This window comes from Leptolyngbya sp. FACHB-261 (assembly GCF_014696065.1).
Taxonomy (GTDB): Bacteria; Cyanobacteriota; Cyanobacteriia; order FACHB-261; family FACHB-261; genus FACHB-261.
On record NZ_JACJPL010000027.1, the window covers coordinates 887,564 to 902,879 of the forward strand.

General features: G+C 52.6%; 16 protein-coding genes. 10 read left to right on the top strand and 6 right to left on the bottom strand.

Annotation, left to right across the window (positions count from 1 at the left end):
• The first annotated feature begins 17 nt into the window (after positions 1-17).
• The 6 genes from H6F94_RS23660 (at position 18) to H6F94_RS23685 (ending at position 5,142) form a co-directional block, all read left to right on the top strand.
• The gene (locus H6F94_RS23660; protein WP_190804672.1) at positions 18-413 is read left to right on the top strand and encodes a DUF309 domain-containing protein; all 396 of its coding nucleotides are present in this window, start codon (positions 18-20) and stop codon (positions 411-413) included.
• Between the two features lie 195 nt (positions 414-608).
• Complete coding sequence (locus H6F94_RS23665; protein ID WP_190804673.1) at positions 609-1,091, top strand: LptA/OstA family protein; 483 nt, start codon at positions 609-611, stop codon at positions 1,089-1,091.
• Positions 1,092-1,205: 114 nt separating this feature from the next.
• Positions 1,206-1,934 (top strand): LPS export ABC transporter ATP-binding protein, encoded by a 729-nt coding sequence (lptB, locus tag H6F94_RS23670; protein WP_190804674.1) that lies wholly within the window; start codon positions 1,206-1,208, stop codon positions 1,932-1,934.
• A 61-nt stretch (positions 1,935-1,995) separates the two neighbouring features.
• Positions 1,996-3,186 (top strand): LptF/LptG family permease, encoded by a 1,191-nt coding sequence (locus tag H6F94_RS23675; RefSeq protein ID WP_242041347.1) that lies wholly within the window; start codon positions 1,996-1,998, stop codon positions 3,184-3,186.
• A gap of 22 nt (positions 3,187-3,208) precedes the next feature.
• Positions 3,209-4,468, top strand: coding sequence for an exonuclease subunit SbcD (gene sbcD, locus H6F94_RS23680; protein ID WP_190804675.1), 1,260 nt, complete (start codon positions 3,209-3,211; stop codon positions 4,466-4,468).
• 74 nt (positions 4,469-4,542) lie between these two features.
• The gene (locus H6F94_RS23685; protein WP_396426454.1) at positions 4,543-5,142 is read left to right on the top strand and encodes a pseudouridine synthase; all 600 of its coding nucleotides are present in this window, start codon (positions 4,543-4,545) and stop codon (positions 5,140-5,142) included.
• A gap of 36 nt (positions 5,143-5,178) precedes the next feature.
• Here H6F94_RS23685 and H6F94_RS23690 read toward each other — a convergent pair whose 3' ends face one another.
• On the bottom strand, positions 5,179-5,958 hold the full coding sequence (locus tag H6F94_RS23690; RefSeq protein ID WP_190804677.1) for a glycoside hydrolase family 19 protein: 780 nt from the start codon (positions 5,956-5,958) through the stop codon (positions 5,179-5,181).
• Positions 5,959-6,421: 463 nt separating this feature from the next.
• Between H6F94_RS23690 and H6F94_RS23695 the strand changes: the two genes are divergently transcribed.
• Entirely contained in the window at positions 6,422-6,835 is a 414-nt protein-coding gene (locus tag H6F94_RS23695) for a hypothetical protein (protein WP_190804678.1), read from the top strand.
• A gap of 92 nt (positions 6,836-6,927) precedes the next feature.
• Here the strand turns inward: H6F94_RS23695 and H6F94_RS23700 are convergent, their stop codons facing one another.
• Positions 6,928-7,620 carry a COP23 domain-containing protein gene (locus H6F94_RS23700; RefSeq protein WP_190804679.1) on the bottom strand — a complete coding sequence of 231 codons (693 nt, stop codon included), beginning with the start codon at positions 7,618-7,620 and terminating at the stop codon, positions 6,928-6,930.
• A gap of 267 nt (positions 7,621-7,887) precedes the next feature.
• Here H6F94_RS23700 and ftsH2 point away from each other — a divergent pair, with 267 nt between their 5' ends.
• The gene (gene ftsH2 / locus H6F94_RS23705; RefSeq protein ID WP_190804680.1) at positions 7,888-9,774 is read left to right on the top strand and encodes an ATP-dependent zinc metalloprotease FtsH2; all 1,887 of its coding nucleotides are present in this window, start codon (positions 7,888-7,890) and stop codon (positions 9,772-9,774) included.
• Positions 9,775-9,865: 91 nt separating this feature from the next.
• Here ftsH2 and H6F94_RS23710 read toward each other — a convergent pair whose 3' ends face one another.
• Both H6F94_RS23710 and H6F94_RS23715 read right to left on the bottom strand, forming a co-directional pair.
• Entirely contained in the window at positions 9,866-10,492 is a 627-nt protein-coding gene (locus H6F94_RS23710) for a class I SAM-dependent methyltransferase (protein WP_190804681.1), read from the bottom strand.
• A complete protein-coding gene (locus H6F94_RS23715) occupies positions 10,492-10,854 on the bottom strand; it encodes a VOC family protein (RefSeq protein ID WP_190804682.1) in 363 nt (120 codons plus the stop codon). Before H6F94_RS23715 ends, H6F94_RS23710 begins: the two co-directional genes overlap by 1 nt.
• Before the next feature lie 441 nt (positions 10,855-11,295).
• On the opposite strand from H6F94_RS23715, the gene H6F94_RS23720 reads away from it, so the two are divergent.
• On the top strand, positions 11,296-11,574 hold the full coding sequence (locus tag H6F94_RS23720) for an Npun_R1517 family heterocyst differentiation transcriptional regulator (protein WP_190804683.1): 279 nt from the start codon (positions 11,296-11,298) through the stop codon (positions 11,572-11,574).
• 88 nt (positions 11,575-11,662) lie between these two features.
• Here H6F94_RS23720 and H6F94_RS23725 read toward each other — a convergent pair whose 3' ends face one another.
• Positions 11,663-12,646, bottom strand: a complete 984-nt coding sequence (locus H6F94_RS23725; protein WP_190804684.1) for an Npun_F2552 family protein — start codon at positions 12,644-12,646, stop codon at positions 11,663-11,665.
• Positions 12,647-12,725: 79 nt separating this feature from the next.
• On the opposite strand from H6F94_RS23725, the gene H6F94_RS23730 reads away from it, so the two are divergent.
• Positions 12,726-13,751: a glucokinase gene (locus tag H6F94_RS23730; RefSeq protein ID WP_190804685.1), complete on the top strand. Its 1,026-nt coding sequence runs from the start codon at positions 12,726-12,728 to the stop codon at positions 13,749-13,751.
• Here the strand turns inward: H6F94_RS23730 and H6F94_RS23735 are convergent.
• The gene (locus H6F94_RS23735) at positions 13,748-15,316 is read right to left on the bottom strand and encodes a trypsin-like peptidase domain-containing protein (RefSeq protein ID WP_190804686.1); all 1,569 of its coding nucleotides are present in this window, start codon (positions 15,314-15,316) and stop codon (positions 13,748-13,750) included. The two genes, H6F94_RS23730 and H6F94_RS23735, sit on opposite strands and share 4 nt — an antisense overlap.

Consider the following 15,316-nt stretch of genomic DNA (forward strand, 5'->3'; position numbering starts at 1 on the left):
GTAGGGCAGCATTGCCGATGCATGAGGACGTGGCTCCTGCCTTCTGGCAAGGTGTTGAGCAGTTCAACCAGGGCGAGTTCTACGCTTGCCATGACACACTAGAAGCCCTATGGATGGAGGCAATAGAGCCCCCACGCTCTTTCTATCAAGGGGTTTTGCAGCTTGCTGTAGCCTGCTATCACCTAGGCAATCAGAACTGGCGAGGAGCTGTTGTCTTGTTAGGAGAAGGCATCAGCCGACTGAGGCGTTACCCCGATGACTACGGCGGCATAGATGTTGACGCTCTCCTCATTAGCAGTTCCGCACTCCTCACTGAGCTACAACGCCTCGGTCCTGAGGGCACGATCGAATTTCTAGCAGCCCTGTCCTCGCCCCAAGTCCTCTCGATTCAGCCGGTTTCTTCTCAAGGCTAAAGCAGGGGCAGAATTTAGAACTGTACACTTCAAAGCATAAAAACATCAGTAGAGTAGGACATCAGCAGAATCTAAAAGCAGCTTGGAACCGACAGGAGTGGCCTACGTCCTGACAGCTAAGAGTGCCTCAATGGATTGCCGTAGGGTTGAGTAGGTCAGTATTCTGAGCAATAGTTGCTGTGAGGGCAGGTGTCAATGCGTGTGCTTCTTGGGTTAGTGCTGTTACCTGTGGGACTGCTACTAGGCGGACCACTGGCAGCTCAAAATACAGCTCCTAGGCCTGCACAACGAGCTGCTGCGCCTAGCAGTGGACGGGCAGTCTCTATCCTCGCCGACGTGCAGGAAGCCAATGCGGTGACGGGTGTGGTTACCGCTCGGGGAAACGTGCGCATGAACTACCCAGCTCGCCAAATCCAGGCGACCTCTGATCAGGCCCAGTACTTCAGCCGGGAGCGCCGAATTGTGCTGACTGGTGATGTGTATATCAACCAGGCGGGCAATAGTCTGCGGGGCGAGAGAGTGGTCTATCTGATCGATCAAGGCCGCTTTGAGGCTCTGCCTCAAACCAACCAGCAGGTTGAGTCTATCTATTTGGTCCCGGATGCAGCTCCGGTAACTGCACAGCCATCAAGCAGTAATGCACAACCCTTCGACCCTAAGCGCGAGCTGAAACCCTGAATCAGTCCACTAGAGCAGCCCTGACCACCAGTGCCCTTCAAAGATCCGGTTATGAAAATCGGTTATGGTGACAGAGCGACTTTCTATGAATTTCTCCAGATACAGTAGAAAACTGTGAAGCTAGCCCTAGACAACATCCACAAACGCTACGGAAAGCGCGAGGTCGTTAGTCGGGTCAGTCTCACAGTCAATCAGGGCGAGATTGTGGGCCTGCTGGGCCCTAACGGCGCTGGTAAGACTACTACGTTCTACATTGCCACCGGAGTTGAGCAGCCTGACCAGGGCAAAGTGTGCCTGGACCACCAGGAAATTACCCATCTGCCAATTCATGAGCGAGCCCGCCTAGGGATTGGCTATTTGCACCAGAAGCCCAGCATTTTTAGGGGCTTAACGGTCCGTGACAATATTCTTCTAGTGTTACAGCAGACCAACGTACCCCAGCGTGAGTGGCGACCTCGACTCAATCGCTTGCTTGAAGAGTTTCACCTTGGACATGTAGCCTCGACCTTGGGTATGTATATTTCCGGCGGTGAGCAGCGACGCACTGAAATTGCCCGTGCCTTAGCGACAGGAGCAACTGGACCTAAATTTCTGCTGCTAGATGAGCCGTTTGCGGGGGTCGATCCCATTGCCGTTGCCGATGTCCAAGACATCGTACGGCGTTTGGTGCAACGCAACATAGGCGTGTTAGTGACTGACCACAACGTCCGCGAGACCCTAGCGATTACAGATCGGGCCTACATTATGCGTGAGGGCAAGATTCTCGCAGCTGGCAGCGCTGAGGATCTGTATACCGACCCATCAGTCCGCCAGTATTATCTAGGTCAGAGGTTTCAGAGGTGACGAGAACAGTGCTCCGTAGTTCTGGCCCTTGCAGTTTCCCTCGGCTCTGTCCAGTTGCACTATGACCTTTGGCCCCGCTAAGCCTGCTGCCTCTCCACCTGCCAAGTCTAGAGGCTGGTACCTGCCCCAAATCTCGGTGATGGATGCCTATCTTGGGCAGGAGTTGACACTCCCGTTTGTGTTCGGCGTCGGCGCATTTTCCTCGATTGGGCTGTCAATCGGTTCGCTTCTGTACCTGGTTCGTCAGGTAGCAGAGTCAGGCTTGCCGATTATGCTGGCCCTTCAGATTTTCGCGTTGCAAATGCCGTACTTTGTGGCGTTGGCCTTTCCCATGTCAACGCTGCTGGCAACCTTAATGGCCTACGGACGGCTCTCTGATGATCACGAGATTATTGCCTTACGCGGTTGCGGCATCAGCGTCTATCGGTTGTTTCTGCCTGCTCTAGTGCTGAGTCTGGTCGTCACAGGAATGACGTTCCTATTTAACGAAGTCGTCGTGCCTTCAGCCAATTATCGGGCCTCCGTCATGTTAGACGCGGCTCTTAATGGCGACCGGAATGATTTTCAAGATACCAACATCCTTTACAACCAGTACGACGACCTTAAGCAGCCTGACGGACAAGAGCAACGGGTGCTCACGCGTCTGTTTTACGCCCGCGAATTTGATGGGCGACAAATGCGTGGGCTGACGGTGCTGGACTTTAGTGAAGGCTCTGTATCGCAAATCATTTCGGCTGAAACAGCTGATTGGCAACCCAAAAGCAATCGGTGGCGCTTTTACAACGGCACAATCTATCTCATCTCGCAGGATGGCTCCTACCGCAACATCTTGCGGTTTCAACAGCACGAAGCGAATCTGCCACGGGCGCCGCTGGACCTCGCACAGGAGCGGCGAGGTACCGATGAGATGAATATTGTCGAACTGAATCGTTATATCGACTTGATCAGACCGACAAGCGATGCTAAAAAGCTGCGCAAGCTCTATGTGCGCCTCCAGCAAAAGCTAGCGTTTCCGTTCGTCTGTGTGGCATTTGCCTTGGTTGGGGCCTCCCTTGGCTTACGGATTAAGCGCAGCGGTAAAGGCTTAGGCCTAGGCCTGAGCGTACTGATTATTTTCATGTACTACGTACTCCTGTTTATTACAGGCGCATTGGGGCAGGTGGGCGCACTTTCCCCCTTTGTAGCGGCTTGGTCTCCAGTATGGGTTGCACTAGTCGCAGGCACTTTTCTCCTGTGGCGCGCGGCACGCTAACAACCTAGTCTTGGGTAAAACCATGCCGATCCGAATTCTGCACTTGTCAGACATCCATTTAGGCAGTGGTTTAGCCCATGGACGGCTGAACCCCCAAACTGGACAAAATACGCGTTTCGAGGACTTTACCCAGGCTCTTTCTTTGTGCATTGAGAGAGCTTTAACGGAACCGGTAGATTTAGTTTTGTTTGGCGGCGATGCCTTCCCTGACGCAACACCAGCACCTCTGATCCAAGAGGCGTTTGCCCGTCAATTTCGCCGACTGGCCGATGCTGGTATTCCAACAGTGCTGTTAGTAGGTAACCATGACCAGCATGCGCAGGGTATCGGCGGCGCTTCTCTAAATATCTACCGGACATTAGGCGTCCCCGGCTTCATCGTAGGTGACCGCCTAACCACTCACCGCATCGAAACCCGTAGTGGCCCATTACAGGTCACTACTCTCCCCTGGCTCACTCGCTCTACCCTGCTGACCCGCAGCGAAACTCAAGGTTTATCTCTAGCTGCAATCAACCGCTTGCTGCTTGAGAAGCTACAGCTAGCTTTAGAAGGTGAGGTTCGCCAACTGGACCCGCAACTGCCTACGGTTTTGCTGGCCCATCTGATGGTTGAGACTGCTACTTGGGGAGCCGAACGCTTTTTGGCAGTCGGTCGAGGCTTGACTGTGCCATTAGGCGTGCTGACTCGGGACTGCTTCGACTATGTAGCTCTAGGACATGTCCACAAGCATCAAATTCTGGCTCAGCAACCGCCTGTCGTCTACCCTGGCAGCATCGAGCGGGTCGACTTTGGTGAGGAGCATGAGCCTAAGGGTTTTGTACGGGTTGACTTAGTCAAGGGTGAGGCAACTGTGCAGTTCTGTCCTCTAGCTGTACGGCCCTTCCGAACTCTCAGCGTTGATGTCACCAACCAAGCCAATCCGCAAACTAGCTTGGAGCAAGCAATTTTAGGGGCTGATATCCAAGGCAGCGTTGTACGGCTGGTTTATCGACTGCGGCCTGAGCAACTTAGCCAGATCGACCGCTCCACGCTACATCAACTGCTGGCAGTAGCTCACACCGCTACATTGATTCCGGAAGTGGTTAACTTAGTTGAGCGTGCTCGTTGGCCTAACCTAAGCAGCGCAGCCCTAGACCCATTGACCGCTTTACAAGCTTATTTGAAGGGGCGGGAAGAACTGACCCAGCTTGAACCAGACTTAATGGAAGCCGCTCGTAATCTGCTCACTGAGACTCACACGAGTATAGAAGAGGCTGTCCAGGAGCAGTTGCGTCTGTTGTAGCCTGATTAGGAGGGGGTTGCGTAGGCCTACCCTCGATTCGCCCTACTGATGCCGCTTTGGTGCACCGTTTTCTTTTGTTTTACAAACCCTATGACGTCTTGAGCCAGTTCACAGATGAAGGCTTAGACAAAAGCTCAGCTGGCTCAAACGCCCATTCCGTAGAATCTCGACGACGCACGCTTAAAGACTATATTTCTGTGCCCTCAGTGTACGCGGTAGGCCGTTTAGACCGGGATAGCGAAGGGTTACTGTTGCTCACTAGCGATGGCCAACTACAGCATCGCTTGAGCGATCCACGTTTTGCACACCCTCGCACTTACTGGGTTCAGGTTGAGCGAATTCCTGATCAAGCTGCCCTAAACCAGTTGCGGCAGGGTCTAGTAATTCAGAACTATCGCACTCGTCCAGCCCAAGTGCGACTGCTGAGCGAAGAGCCAACCCTACCACCGCGAGAGCCACCGATTCGTTTTCGCAAGCAGGTGCCAACAGCCTGGCTAGAGATGACGCTGACCGAAGGCCGCAACCGACAGGTTCGCCGCATGACAGCCGCAGTTGGTTTTCCCACGCTGCGGCTGGTGCGGGTTGCTATTGGCAAGCTGCGACTGGAGGGCTTAGAACCAGGTCAGTGGCGCGATTTGACCCCAACTGAGTTGGAGCAGCTTCGGAGATTTTAGAGGGAATGACTAGAGTTCAAGACTACAGCCGTTCGCTCACTTAATAGCTGCTTTGGCTCGGGTGTAATAGCTCACGCGGTCGTCGTAGCCGTTATAACCCCCATTAATGCGACGGGTAATCTCTCTAAACTTACCGACATCAGCTAATGAATTGAGACCACGACTTTTCCAAAAGTAAGCTGCAGAACGCGCCGAGACAGTCGGGTCCATTAACTTGAGCGGATTAGCCTCTAGATTGACACCCAAGACTCGACCGATTTCCCGATAGTTAGCGCGACCCGTTACTTGGATCAATCCTCGACCTTTGTAACGCCGACCGTCACCAGGGTGGGTATTACCCAGGTCCCGCCGCCCTTCGTAGGCGGCACCAGAAGCGATTTCCTCCTTATACCGAAAAGCGCCACTCTCATGGGCAAGCTGAGCAATAAACGCTCGTTGCCGATTCGGGGTTGTGATGCCGAACTCCTGCATCGCCTGGTTCAAAGGGCCAAGGTAGGTAGCAATGTCCTGCGCCTTAGCTGTCGGCATGATCGCTTTCAGCTGGGCTGCCGAGAGTCCACACACCGCAGACTGAGACTTAACATCCTGCTCTAGCGTTGCCAGAGTAGTCGGCCCTACTTCACCCGGGCTACTCAGCTTATGAGCTGCCTTCCAGTGATTAAGAGCTTGAGTCGTGGTAGGGCCGAACTGGCCATCCTCCGTGAGCTTTGGAGTTGCAGGTGGAGCCGCCCGATTGAGCAAATACTGAAGATGCTTCACGTCATCTCCAGTCATACCAGCTTTCAAAATTCGAGGCGGCGCTTGTGTATTAGTCATGGTGAGTCACCAGCTTTGGAAGTTTAAAAGTAAACAGCTGTCTTGCCAGATTCGCTAGTTCCTAAAATCATGTCGCGAACGTCACTAAAGCCAACTTAATCTTCTATTATTCTCTAGATCATAGGGGCTTGAGGAAAGCCAATCCCCAACTGGCTCCAAGCTGTGAAAGCTAAACTCGCACAATTTTTGATACTCACTGTTCGCCTTAGGCTTGACAAAGTTATGTAACAAAAAACTGGGGTAACTAGATTTTTATACTCCAGGGTTTTGATCTCTAAATTTGTGGTACTCAGGACAACAATCACTGCTTTCATGATTGCTTAACGGACCCGAAAAAACTTGGAATTTTCCTTTAGCCAGTTTAAGGCTGAAATAGCCTGAGTCTGTTTGCTGAAGCAGATTACAGCATCAAGACTTGTCTTTAAGCTCCAAGCTATGTTGTGCGTAGCGTCCCGAGCTTGTCATGAAATCTCCGCACAAGTATGTCCTCCTACTCAACCCACCGCCGGAGGATCTATATAACCTGACAGGGTTACTTGACCAAATTAACTGCCCCTTTGCTGTGGCTAGCAGCCTCAATCAGGAGTTGGGTTGGAACCGTGAAGGCTGTCCTTATCTGATTATTTTGGGTAGCTCTGACCGCCACTGGTCCCAAATACAAATCCAGCGCTTCCGGCAGCAGGCAGCAGCTAGAGGCTATCGAGACTCAATGGTTATTCTCGCCCTAACCGAAAGCCACGCCACTAGTTGGCCAACTCAAGATGAAAATCCTGGTTTCGATGGCTTCTTAGTTAAACCTTTGAGCGCTGATATTTTGGCTTCCCTGGTTGAAAGCGCTTGGGTACGGCAACTGCAGCCTTGCATCCCAGTCAACTAGTTAGCTGGGATGCGAAGCTGGCCAAGATTTAGAAGCTAGCAACTCTAAGATTCTTTCAGTGATTGAAACCAGTTCTCACAACCGACAGGTAGCTAGCGAAAGTTCTCTGGATTTAAGCGAGGCCTTCTAGAACTATCAGGAGCCAGGCCAGAGCCTGTACCACCATCAGCTGGGTCTAGAAATGGGCGGAGATTTAAAGCTTGAGGGGACCTTGGTGGAGCAAGGGTTCCCAAGATCGAACCCAGACGGGATAAGTCAAGACCAGGCAAGTTGAGGTCAGAACCCCGCTCACCGTAGGTATTGACGGCTTGGGTTTGTTGACCCGAATCAGCAGTAGAAATATTTTGAAAGACTCGGTCACGGGTAGCCAGCGGGTCATTGCCAGGTGGCACCGTGAAAATGATGCGGCAGCTTGGATTCTGCTGAGTAGTGGCGCAAACAACGTCATAGCCATTCTCTTTACCAGTGCGCATCTCTTGCAGCCCATCAGGACGGTAGGCTTCTAGACGACGGCTAATCTCAGCACAGCGACGCTGAGAAGTCCAACCACCGCCCAAGGCATCAGGCTTAGCCCAAGCAAAGCTCTGGTTGGGCTGGCTCTCGGGGCGGTACATCACCATGTACTCGCCATTGGATGATTCACAGGTGAAGCGACTGGGCTCAGGGCCTGTTGGCTCAGGCGTGGAGCGACCAGGACTTTCGGGCTGAACTTGGGCTAAGACGGTTAGACACGGGCTTCCTACAGCGATCAACACTGCTAGACCAACCAAAGCTGAGCCTCTCATATCAAGTCCCTCCCCGGGTTCTTCTCTAAACTTGTCTTGACCGAGTTGAGTAAGATTTTGTGCCCAATTTCACGGGTTTTGTCGAGATCAGGTCCGACCATACCCAATCCAGCTTATAAATAACGCTTATAACCCGACCCAACCGGGCGTTAAGTTGTCTGAATCGTGAGAATTAAGTAAACTTTAGTGAAGCGAAAGACACAAATTATCTATCTTTCAACCCGCTCAGACTCAGAGTGATCCCCTGACACTAAGGCTACCGAATCTATGAAATCTTCTTGGAAAACCGTCTTACTGTGGGCTTTGCCTGCTGTGGTCATTGGCTTCTTTCTCTGGCAGAGTGCCTTTTCTGGTCAACCTGCTGACATTGCTCGCAACGCCGCTAACTCCCGGATGTCCTACGGCCATTTCCTGGAGTACCTGGATAAGGGGCGCATCCAGTCAGTCGATCTCTATGACGGCGGGCGCACCGCCATTGTCGAATTGGAGGACCAGGAACTGGATGGTCGAGTACAACGTATTCGGGTTGACCTACTGTCCCAGTCTGTTCCTGAGCTGATCGAGCGCCTCAACCGCTCTGGGGTAGACCTTGCCTCCCATCCTGTCCGCAACGATGGAGCAATCTGGGGACTGTTAAGCAATTTAGTTTTCCCAATTCTGTTAATCTCCGGGCTTTTCTTTCTATTCCGGCGCTCTAACAGCATGGGCGGTCCTGGACAAGCCATGAACTTTGGCAAGTCCCGCGCCCGCTTTTCTATGGAGGCCAAGACCGGCGTCCTCTTCGATGATGTCGCTGGCATTGAAGAAGCCAAAGAAGAACTCCAAGAAGTCGTCACCTTCCTCAAGAAGCCCGAGCGCTTCACCGCAGTCGGCGCCAAGATTCCCAAAGGCGTGTTGCTAGTCGGCCCTCCTGGCACCGGTAAGACCCTATTGGCTAAAGCAATTGCTGGTGAAGCTGGTGTGCCCTTCTTCAGCATCTCGGGCTCTGAGTTCGTCGAGATGTTTGTCGGGGTCGGTGCTTCTCGAGTGAGAGACCTATTCAAGAAAGCCAAGGAGAATGCGCCCTGCATCATCTTCATCGATGAGATTGATGCGGTAGGACGGCAGCGGGGAGCGGGGATTGGCGGTGGCAACGACGAGCGAGAGCAGACGCTCAACCAGTTGCTGACGGAGATGGATGGGTTTGAGGGGAACACAGGAATTATCATCATCGCGGCGACTAACCGGCCCGATGTGTTGGACTCTGCCTTGCTGCGCCCCGGTCGCTTTGACCGGCAGGTCACCGTTGACCGTCCGGACGTCAAAGGACGTCTGGAAGTCCTCAATGTCCATGCGCGTAATAAGAAGCTGGGAGACGACATCTCTTTAGAGATGATTGCTCGCCGTACACCTGGTTTTACCGGTGCTGATCTTGCCAACCTGCTGAACGAAGCGGCCATTCTCACAGCCCGGCGTCGCAAGGAAGCGATGACCATGTTGGAAGTCGACAATGCCATCGATCGGGTGGTTGCCGGACTAGAGGGCACGCCTCTAGTGGATAGCAAGAGCAAGCGTTTGATTGCTTACCATGAGATAGGTCATGCCATTGTTGGCACCTTGATCAAAGACCACGACCCTGTGCAAAAAGTCACCCTGATTCCTCGAGGTCAGGCTCAGGGCTTAACCTGGTTTACCCCTTCTGACGATCAGTCGCTCATCTCCCGCGCCCAAATTCTGGCGCGTATTACGGGTACTCTAGGCGGTCGAGCTGCGGAAGAAGTCGTTTTCGGCGATTCCGAAGTCACCACTGGCGCAGGCAACGACCTACAGCAGGTTACTGGCATGGCTCGACAAATGGTCACTCGCTTCGGCATGTCCGACCTAGGACCCCTGTCCCTGGAAAGCCAGCAAGGTGAAGTCTTCTTGGGCCGCGACTTAATGTCTCGCTCTGAGTACTCAGAAGAAATCGCCTCCCGCATTGATGCTCAGGTCCGTCAGATTGTGCAGCATTGCTATGACGGAGCCCGCCGGATCATTAGTGAGCAGCGCGAAGCAATCGATCGGCTGGTAGACATCCTGGTCGAGCGCGAAACCATTGACGGTGAGGAATTCCGCCAAATCGTCTCTGAATACGCCAATGTTCCAGAGAAAGAGCAGTACGTGCCCCAACTCTAGACATTCGTTAGAGGAATAGGCAAAACTCTGAGTCCCAATTCACCGTAGCCTCTTAGCTAGTAACCCTTGCCCCTTACCCACAGGGCAGGGGTTACTCTTTTTGTGCCTGAAGTACCTGTAAGCTGCCACCCACGTAGAATCGGTGCGCAGTTACTCGAAGGCCAGCTCTTTGCAGCAAAAGCGCTAAGTCGGTTTCTAGGAGGTGCCAGGCTGTATGAGTTTCAAACAAGGCCAGGAATAAGGCTAGACCGGGCCACAGCAGCGGTTGACTGGGCTTGTGGAAGTCAATGGTTGTGAACATCCCTCCAGGCTTTAACACCCGGCAAACCTCGACTAGAATTTGCTGCAGTTGTTCAGGCTCCATTTCGTGGAGCGCAACGCTGGTATGCACTACATCGAACTGCCCATCAGCTAGCGGCATGGCTTCAGCAAAGGCTTGTACGTAGGTCGCCTGAGGAACATTGCGTTCAGCTCGTCGCAAAGACTTGGGTGATGCATCTAGACCCGTCACATTTTGAGAGCGCTCCACCAAAAAACGCGTAGTTTGCCCACTACCACAGCAGAGATCGAGCACCCGTGTCTCAGCCTGAATGCTAAGACCAGTTAAAGCCAATTGTCGGAAGCGGGCTTCTCCCCCTACGCTCAGCGCTGCTAAGCGTGAGACGCTGTCGTAGAGCCACTGGTAACGGTAGCTCCAATCTCGCAGGATCGTAGCCATCAGGGAGCTTCACTCAACTCGATGACATTGCCATCCGGGTCTTGAACAAACAGAGCTTGTCGGCCTGACGCACTCATTTGCACTGAGTAGCCATGAGTAACCAGTCGCTCCTTGGCAATATTCAAGTCGGCGACAGCTAGGGCTAGATGCGGATTTCGTCCCCACTTCTCTGCACAGTTCTTTCTAGCCTCCCCATCTCCAACCATCAAATGGAGCTGCTGAGGTCCGATTCTATACCAGGCTCCTGGAAACTTGAGCTGCCGCTCAATCGCCTCTAGGCCAAGAATGCCACCGTAAAAGGCCATAGCTCGCTCAAGATCGCTAATTAGCACTGCAACATGCAAAAAACCCGTTACTTTCATCCAGAACTGTTTCCTGCTTCCTTTGTGTTCAGCCGCCTTGTAGTCTTGCGAGTCGCGTTCTTTTCGGATTTAACTTAGATAGTGAGTACTATTTTTTACACACTTAGATGCGAGATTTGCCTAGCTATAAAGCACCGATAAAGTAGCAATACAAACTCTCATCAAGACTTCACGCACATTCCATCTCAGAAAAACAATAATCGACTGAATAGGTGGGGTGCTCAATAGTTGACCAACATCCGCATCTATGAAGGATGAATAAAGGTTTATCTCACTCAACCTCAATGCTTAAACTGCCAGTCTGCACTTTCAGCAACTTGGCTGACCCAACAAACTGTAGCCCAGTGATAGGCTGAGCTCAGCTTGTGATTTCCCTTCTCTAAGTCTCTGTTAACTCTCTAATTTTTCCACTACTTCATTAGCGTAGGACTGCTTCTGACCATGAGCTACAACTCTCTACAACGCTCTGCCGAAAACGTAGATGTTACCATTTATGAGTGTGAAGTTCAGCTTAAGTTTCGTCTCATTGAAGAGCGAGGTGTATTAACCAATCGGGAGCAAGTTTTAGAAATGCTGCTCGATGCTCTCACCTGTGGCCCTGATGAGTATCTGGAATATCAACACACTGAAGTCAACGTTCGCGAGTTAGATGAAACAGCAGCAGCCCCAGCGATGCGTCGTCAGCTCATTCGGCTCCGCAACTCCCCAGAACTTCATTAAGTTAACGTTCTCCGCCGACAGGGTGTCCATCGTTTTTTAGTTCCCTGCTTTTCGTTTTTTGCTTCATCGAATCTAGATTTAGTAACTCTTACGAGACTCGGTTCGTATAAGCAGTCATCGGTTCCTGAATAAAGCGGATGTAAAGGTGTCGGAACGTTGACTGCAAAATTCGAGGCAAGCCGAAATCGAGGGGGACCATGTGGTCTGGAAGCTGCCAATCGGTTATTTTTAGAGCCTCAAGGTCAGGGCCAACAACTTGGATCTGTGAATTCAGTGAGGGACATAGGCCTAAATGGATAGAAGCAGCCACAGTAGGGACTTGCAGTAGCTCCACGCCAAGAATTTCAGTAAAGACCCGATCGAGAGTAAAGACATCGGTCGAGGCTGCCAATAGCCCCAGCGAGCGGGGTTTGCCATTGCTAGGGCCATTACCCTCGTGAGCGATGATGCCGTCGAGGATAGTGAGTCTTGGGTTGATCGCTCGGGCTGTTTCCACCAGCATTTCAGCAAAGCGAGCGCTGTCTTTTCCCGCTTCCAAGTGCCACCAGGCTTTCATCTTGCCGGGAACACAACCAAATAGATTTTTCACTCCCAGAGTTAGAGTGAGCTGTCCATGCGACTTGACCTTAGGGAGATTAATGACAACATCAGCCTCCATTGCCTCGCTACTCAGGCGCAGGTGGTCGAAAGTTTCACTAACCGTCTGATAGCGTCTGCCATGAAATTCGATGATCGGCAGTTCCAGAGCCTTTGCAACTGCCAGTAAACCATTGGCTCGCGCTACACCACGAGCACTACCAAAAGCGGGGCTGTCGCCCAAGAAAGGTTTGCCACCACAATCACGCACCATGACGGTCAGACATTGCACAATCTCGGGCCGGGTTATGCATTCTCTCCCAGGTCGAGAGCCAGTGAGCAAATTAGGCTTTAGCAACACTCGATCACCCGGCTTCACTACCGCTGCTAGCCCTCCCATGGGTTGTAATAGTTGCTCCAGGTCCTGTTGTAGCTGAGGCAGATGGTAGGTGGTAGAGCGGTGCAGGCTAACCAGCGGGTAGAGATCGGACAGCATGGGTTGTAGCGAGAGGGCGATCAGTGGCAGATTGCAAGAGAATCATACACTCGGGAATACGGTCCCGGCGGGAGAGCCCATGACCCGACTACTGGCAGGCGATATCGGCGGTACTAAAACAATCCTGCGGTTGCTAGAAATCCGCAAGGGCGAACGACAGACATTGCTAGAGCGTCGCTATACCAGTGCAGACTACCCTCATCTAGCTCCCGTGGTGCAGGCTTTTTTACAAGAGAGCGAAGCCGCCAACCAAGGCGATGAACTGCCAAGCTATGCCTGCTTCGCGATTGCTGGCCCTGTTATCAATGACACCTCTGAACTGACCAACTTGTCCTGGAAGCTGGACGGACGCCAGCTTGAGCAGGAGTTAGGCATTGATCATGTGCATTTGATCAATGATTTTGCTGCAGTAGGCTACGGGCTTCTAGCACTGGGGCCAGAAGATTTAGAGGTCTTACAGCCTGGTCGCCCTAATACAGAGCGGCAGTCAGCAGCACCCATTATTGCTGTTGGAGCCGGAACAGGTTTGGGGCAGGCTTTTTTGATTCATCAGCCTAGCGGTTATGAAGTTTTCGCCTCGGAGGGCGGCCACGCAGACTTCGCACCGCGTACTGAACAAGAAGTTGGATTGTTGCACTATCTGCTGCAGCGCTATGGACGGGTTTCCGCAGAGCGGGTAGTCTCTGGGCAAGGCATCACTGCCATATATGAATACTTACGCGACAGCCAGTACGCACCGGAGTCAGAAGCGGTCCGCCGGGAAATGGCTCAGCAGGATCCGTCAGCGGTGGTTTCCACCTATGCGCTAGCCCACAAGGATCGGCTTTGCGAACAAGCTCTTGAGATTTTCGTATCGGCTTATGGAGCAGAGGTCGGCAACCTTGCGATCAAGGTACTGGCCTACGGAGGGGTCTACATTACCGGTGGCATTGCCCCCAAGATTTTGCCTAAGCTCAAAGAAGGCTCCTTTCTAGAAAGCTTTCTAGCAAAAGGCCGGATGCGCCCTCTCATGGAGCAGATGCCAGTCTACGTCGTCTTGAACGCTAAAGTAGGGCTAATGGGCGCAGCAGTGTTTGCAGAACGGATGCAGCAAAATGCTCTCTAGGGCCTTATTCCTATGGGCTTAGCTTGCAGCAGGGCTTGCCACTCGGGTGGCAGGGCTGAAACAGCTCGGATCACCGAAGTTTTGTCTAAGTCACTATTAGCGGCATGGTCAGCTAGAAACAGGTTTTCTGAAGGAATGCCGATCAGCTCGCCTTGAGCATTAATCGCTGCCCCACCAGAGTTACCAGAGTTCACTACCGCATCAGACAGAAAATCGTAGCGTTTGCCGTTGCTCCCACGAATGATGCTACTGATTGCCCCTTGCGTAAAGCTGAGGTAGGAACTGCCGTTCACTAGCGATGTCGTGCCTGGAAATCCCAGAATCCGAACGCCGTCACCTAGTTGCACTGCCTCAGCATTACCCAAGGGTAAAGTCGGTAGACGGAAGGACGCTGGCAAAGGATGGCCACGCAGATCCGAGGTAATTTGCAGTAGGGCCAAGTCGGTGTCCGCATCGTAGCGCAGTACCTGAGCCTGAAATAAAGGCATCACCGGCTCGTCAACGCGCTGGACAACACTGACAATGACAGGTTCGTCTATAGGCTTCTGGGAGGTCGCCGCTTGAACAACATGAAAGTTGGTCAGGATCAATCCTTTTGGGGTGACCAGGGTGCCCGAGCCTGTGCCTTTTGCTGTGACGATCTGCACAGTTGCCTTAAATAGGTAAGGCAGTGTTCCTACCGCAATCGGCTCTTCGAAGAATCTGGTGAGAGCTGAATCGAAATCGAAGACGCGCAAACCCTTACGGTCTAACAGGTTGACACTATTTGAGCCTAGGGCTTTGAGCGCTTTAACCCCTCTCACCTGCAAGTGGTAGCTGCCTTGAGCAATCGGTTCTAGGGTCGACACCAGCAGGGTGTAGGGCCCAGTTTTAGGCAATTCCGCTGCTAAAAGCGAACCGGCATTGCGTTTGGAGAAGTCATCATTCTCCGCAAGGACATTGCCATCTGGCCCTACTAGGCGAAGATAAGTGTCTAGCTTGCCGGCACGGAGACTAGCCTCAAGCAACTGGCCTCGCCGTCCGTTAAAAGCATAGGCATCGAACAATTGACCACTACTGAGTAGACCATCCTGCAAGGACAAATCACCCTTGAAGTCAGCTGATTGAGGCTGCAATGGCTGGACAGACGGCTCAGCCGCTCGCAACGTCAGGCCCACGTGGTACTTTCCCTTGGCAGTGGCTGAGAAGCTGTTGCAAAGAAGTCGGTACTGCCCATCCTTGACCAGGATTACCGATAGACGAGCATTATTCTCACTGCCAGAATCATCATCCGCCGCGATCTCGTCACCGTTTGGCCCCAACAGAGTCAGGTAAGGATCGAACTGGTCGCTACTTAGTGTCACGTCTAAGCGTTCACCAGCACGGGCGCTGAATTCAATCGGATCGTAGGGGCTACCGTCAGCTTCTAGGCTGGCATCGGAGCTAGACAGTTCCCCTGTAAACTCCTGAGGTTGGTTCCGAGGCAGAGCTAGGGTGCTGGCGGTTTGTGAGCCGCTGCAACTGGCTAACAACAGCAACAGGCAGACAGCACAGCAGTGAGCGTCGATTGGGATTCGGGTCGGCAC

What these genes read in the sequence shown, in the direction of transcription:
- H6F94_RS23660 (WP_190804672.1), top strand. Translation starts at nt 18, where the DNA reads ATGCATGAGGACGTGGCTCCTGCCTTCTGGCAAGGTGTTGAGCAGTTC.
- H6F94_RS23665 (WP_190804673.1), top strand. Translation starts at nt 609, where the DNA reads ATGCGTGTGCTTCTTGGGTTAGTGCTGTTACCTGTGGGACTGCTACTA.
- H6F94_RS23675 (WP_242041347.1), top strand. Translation starts at nt 1,996, where the DNA reads ATGACCTTTGGCCCCGCTAAGCCTGCTGCCTCTCCACCTGCCAAGTCT.
- sbcD (WP_190804675.1), top strand. Translation starts at nt 3,209, where the DNA reads ATGCCGATCCGAATTCTGCACTTGTCAGACATCCATTTAGGCAGTGGT.
- H6F94_RS23690 (WP_190804677.1), bottom strand. Translation starts at nt 5,958, where the DNA reads ATGACTAATACACAAGCGCCGCCTCGAATTTTGAAAGCTGGTATGACT.
- H6F94_RS23695 (WP_190804678.1), top strand. Translation starts at nt 6,422, where the DNA reads ATGAAATCTCCGCACAAGTATGTCCTCCTACTCAACCCACCGCCGGAG.
- H6F94_RS23700 (WP_190804679.1), bottom strand. Translation starts at nt 7,620, where the DNA reads ATGAGAGGCTCAGCTTTGGTTGGTCTAGCAGTGTTGATCGCTGTAGGA.
- ftsH2 (WP_190804680.1), top strand. Translation starts at nt 7,888, where the DNA reads ATGAAATCTTCTTGGAAAACCGTCTTACTGTGGGCTTTGCCTGCTGTG.
- H6F94_RS23710 (WP_190804681.1), bottom strand. Translation starts at nt 10,492, where the DNA reads ATGGCTACGATCCTGCGAGATTGGAGCTACCGTTACCAGTGGCTCTAC.
- H6F94_RS23715 (WP_190804682.1), bottom strand. Translation starts at nt 10,854, where the DNA reads ATGAAAGTAACGGGTTTTTTGCATGTTGCAGTGCTAATTAGCGATCTT.
- H6F94_RS23720 (WP_190804683.1), top strand. Translation starts at nt 11,296, where the DNA reads ATGAGCTACAACTCTCTACAACGCTCTGCCGAAAACGTAGATGTTACC.
- H6F94_RS23725 (WP_190804684.1), bottom strand. Translation starts at nt 12,646, where the DNA reads ATGCTGTCCGATCTCTACCCGCTGGTTAGCCTGCACCGCTCTACCACC.
- H6F94_RS23730 (WP_190804685.1), top strand. Translation starts at nt 12,726, where the DNA reads ATGACCCGACTACTGGCAGGCGATATCGGCGGTACTAAAACAATCCTG.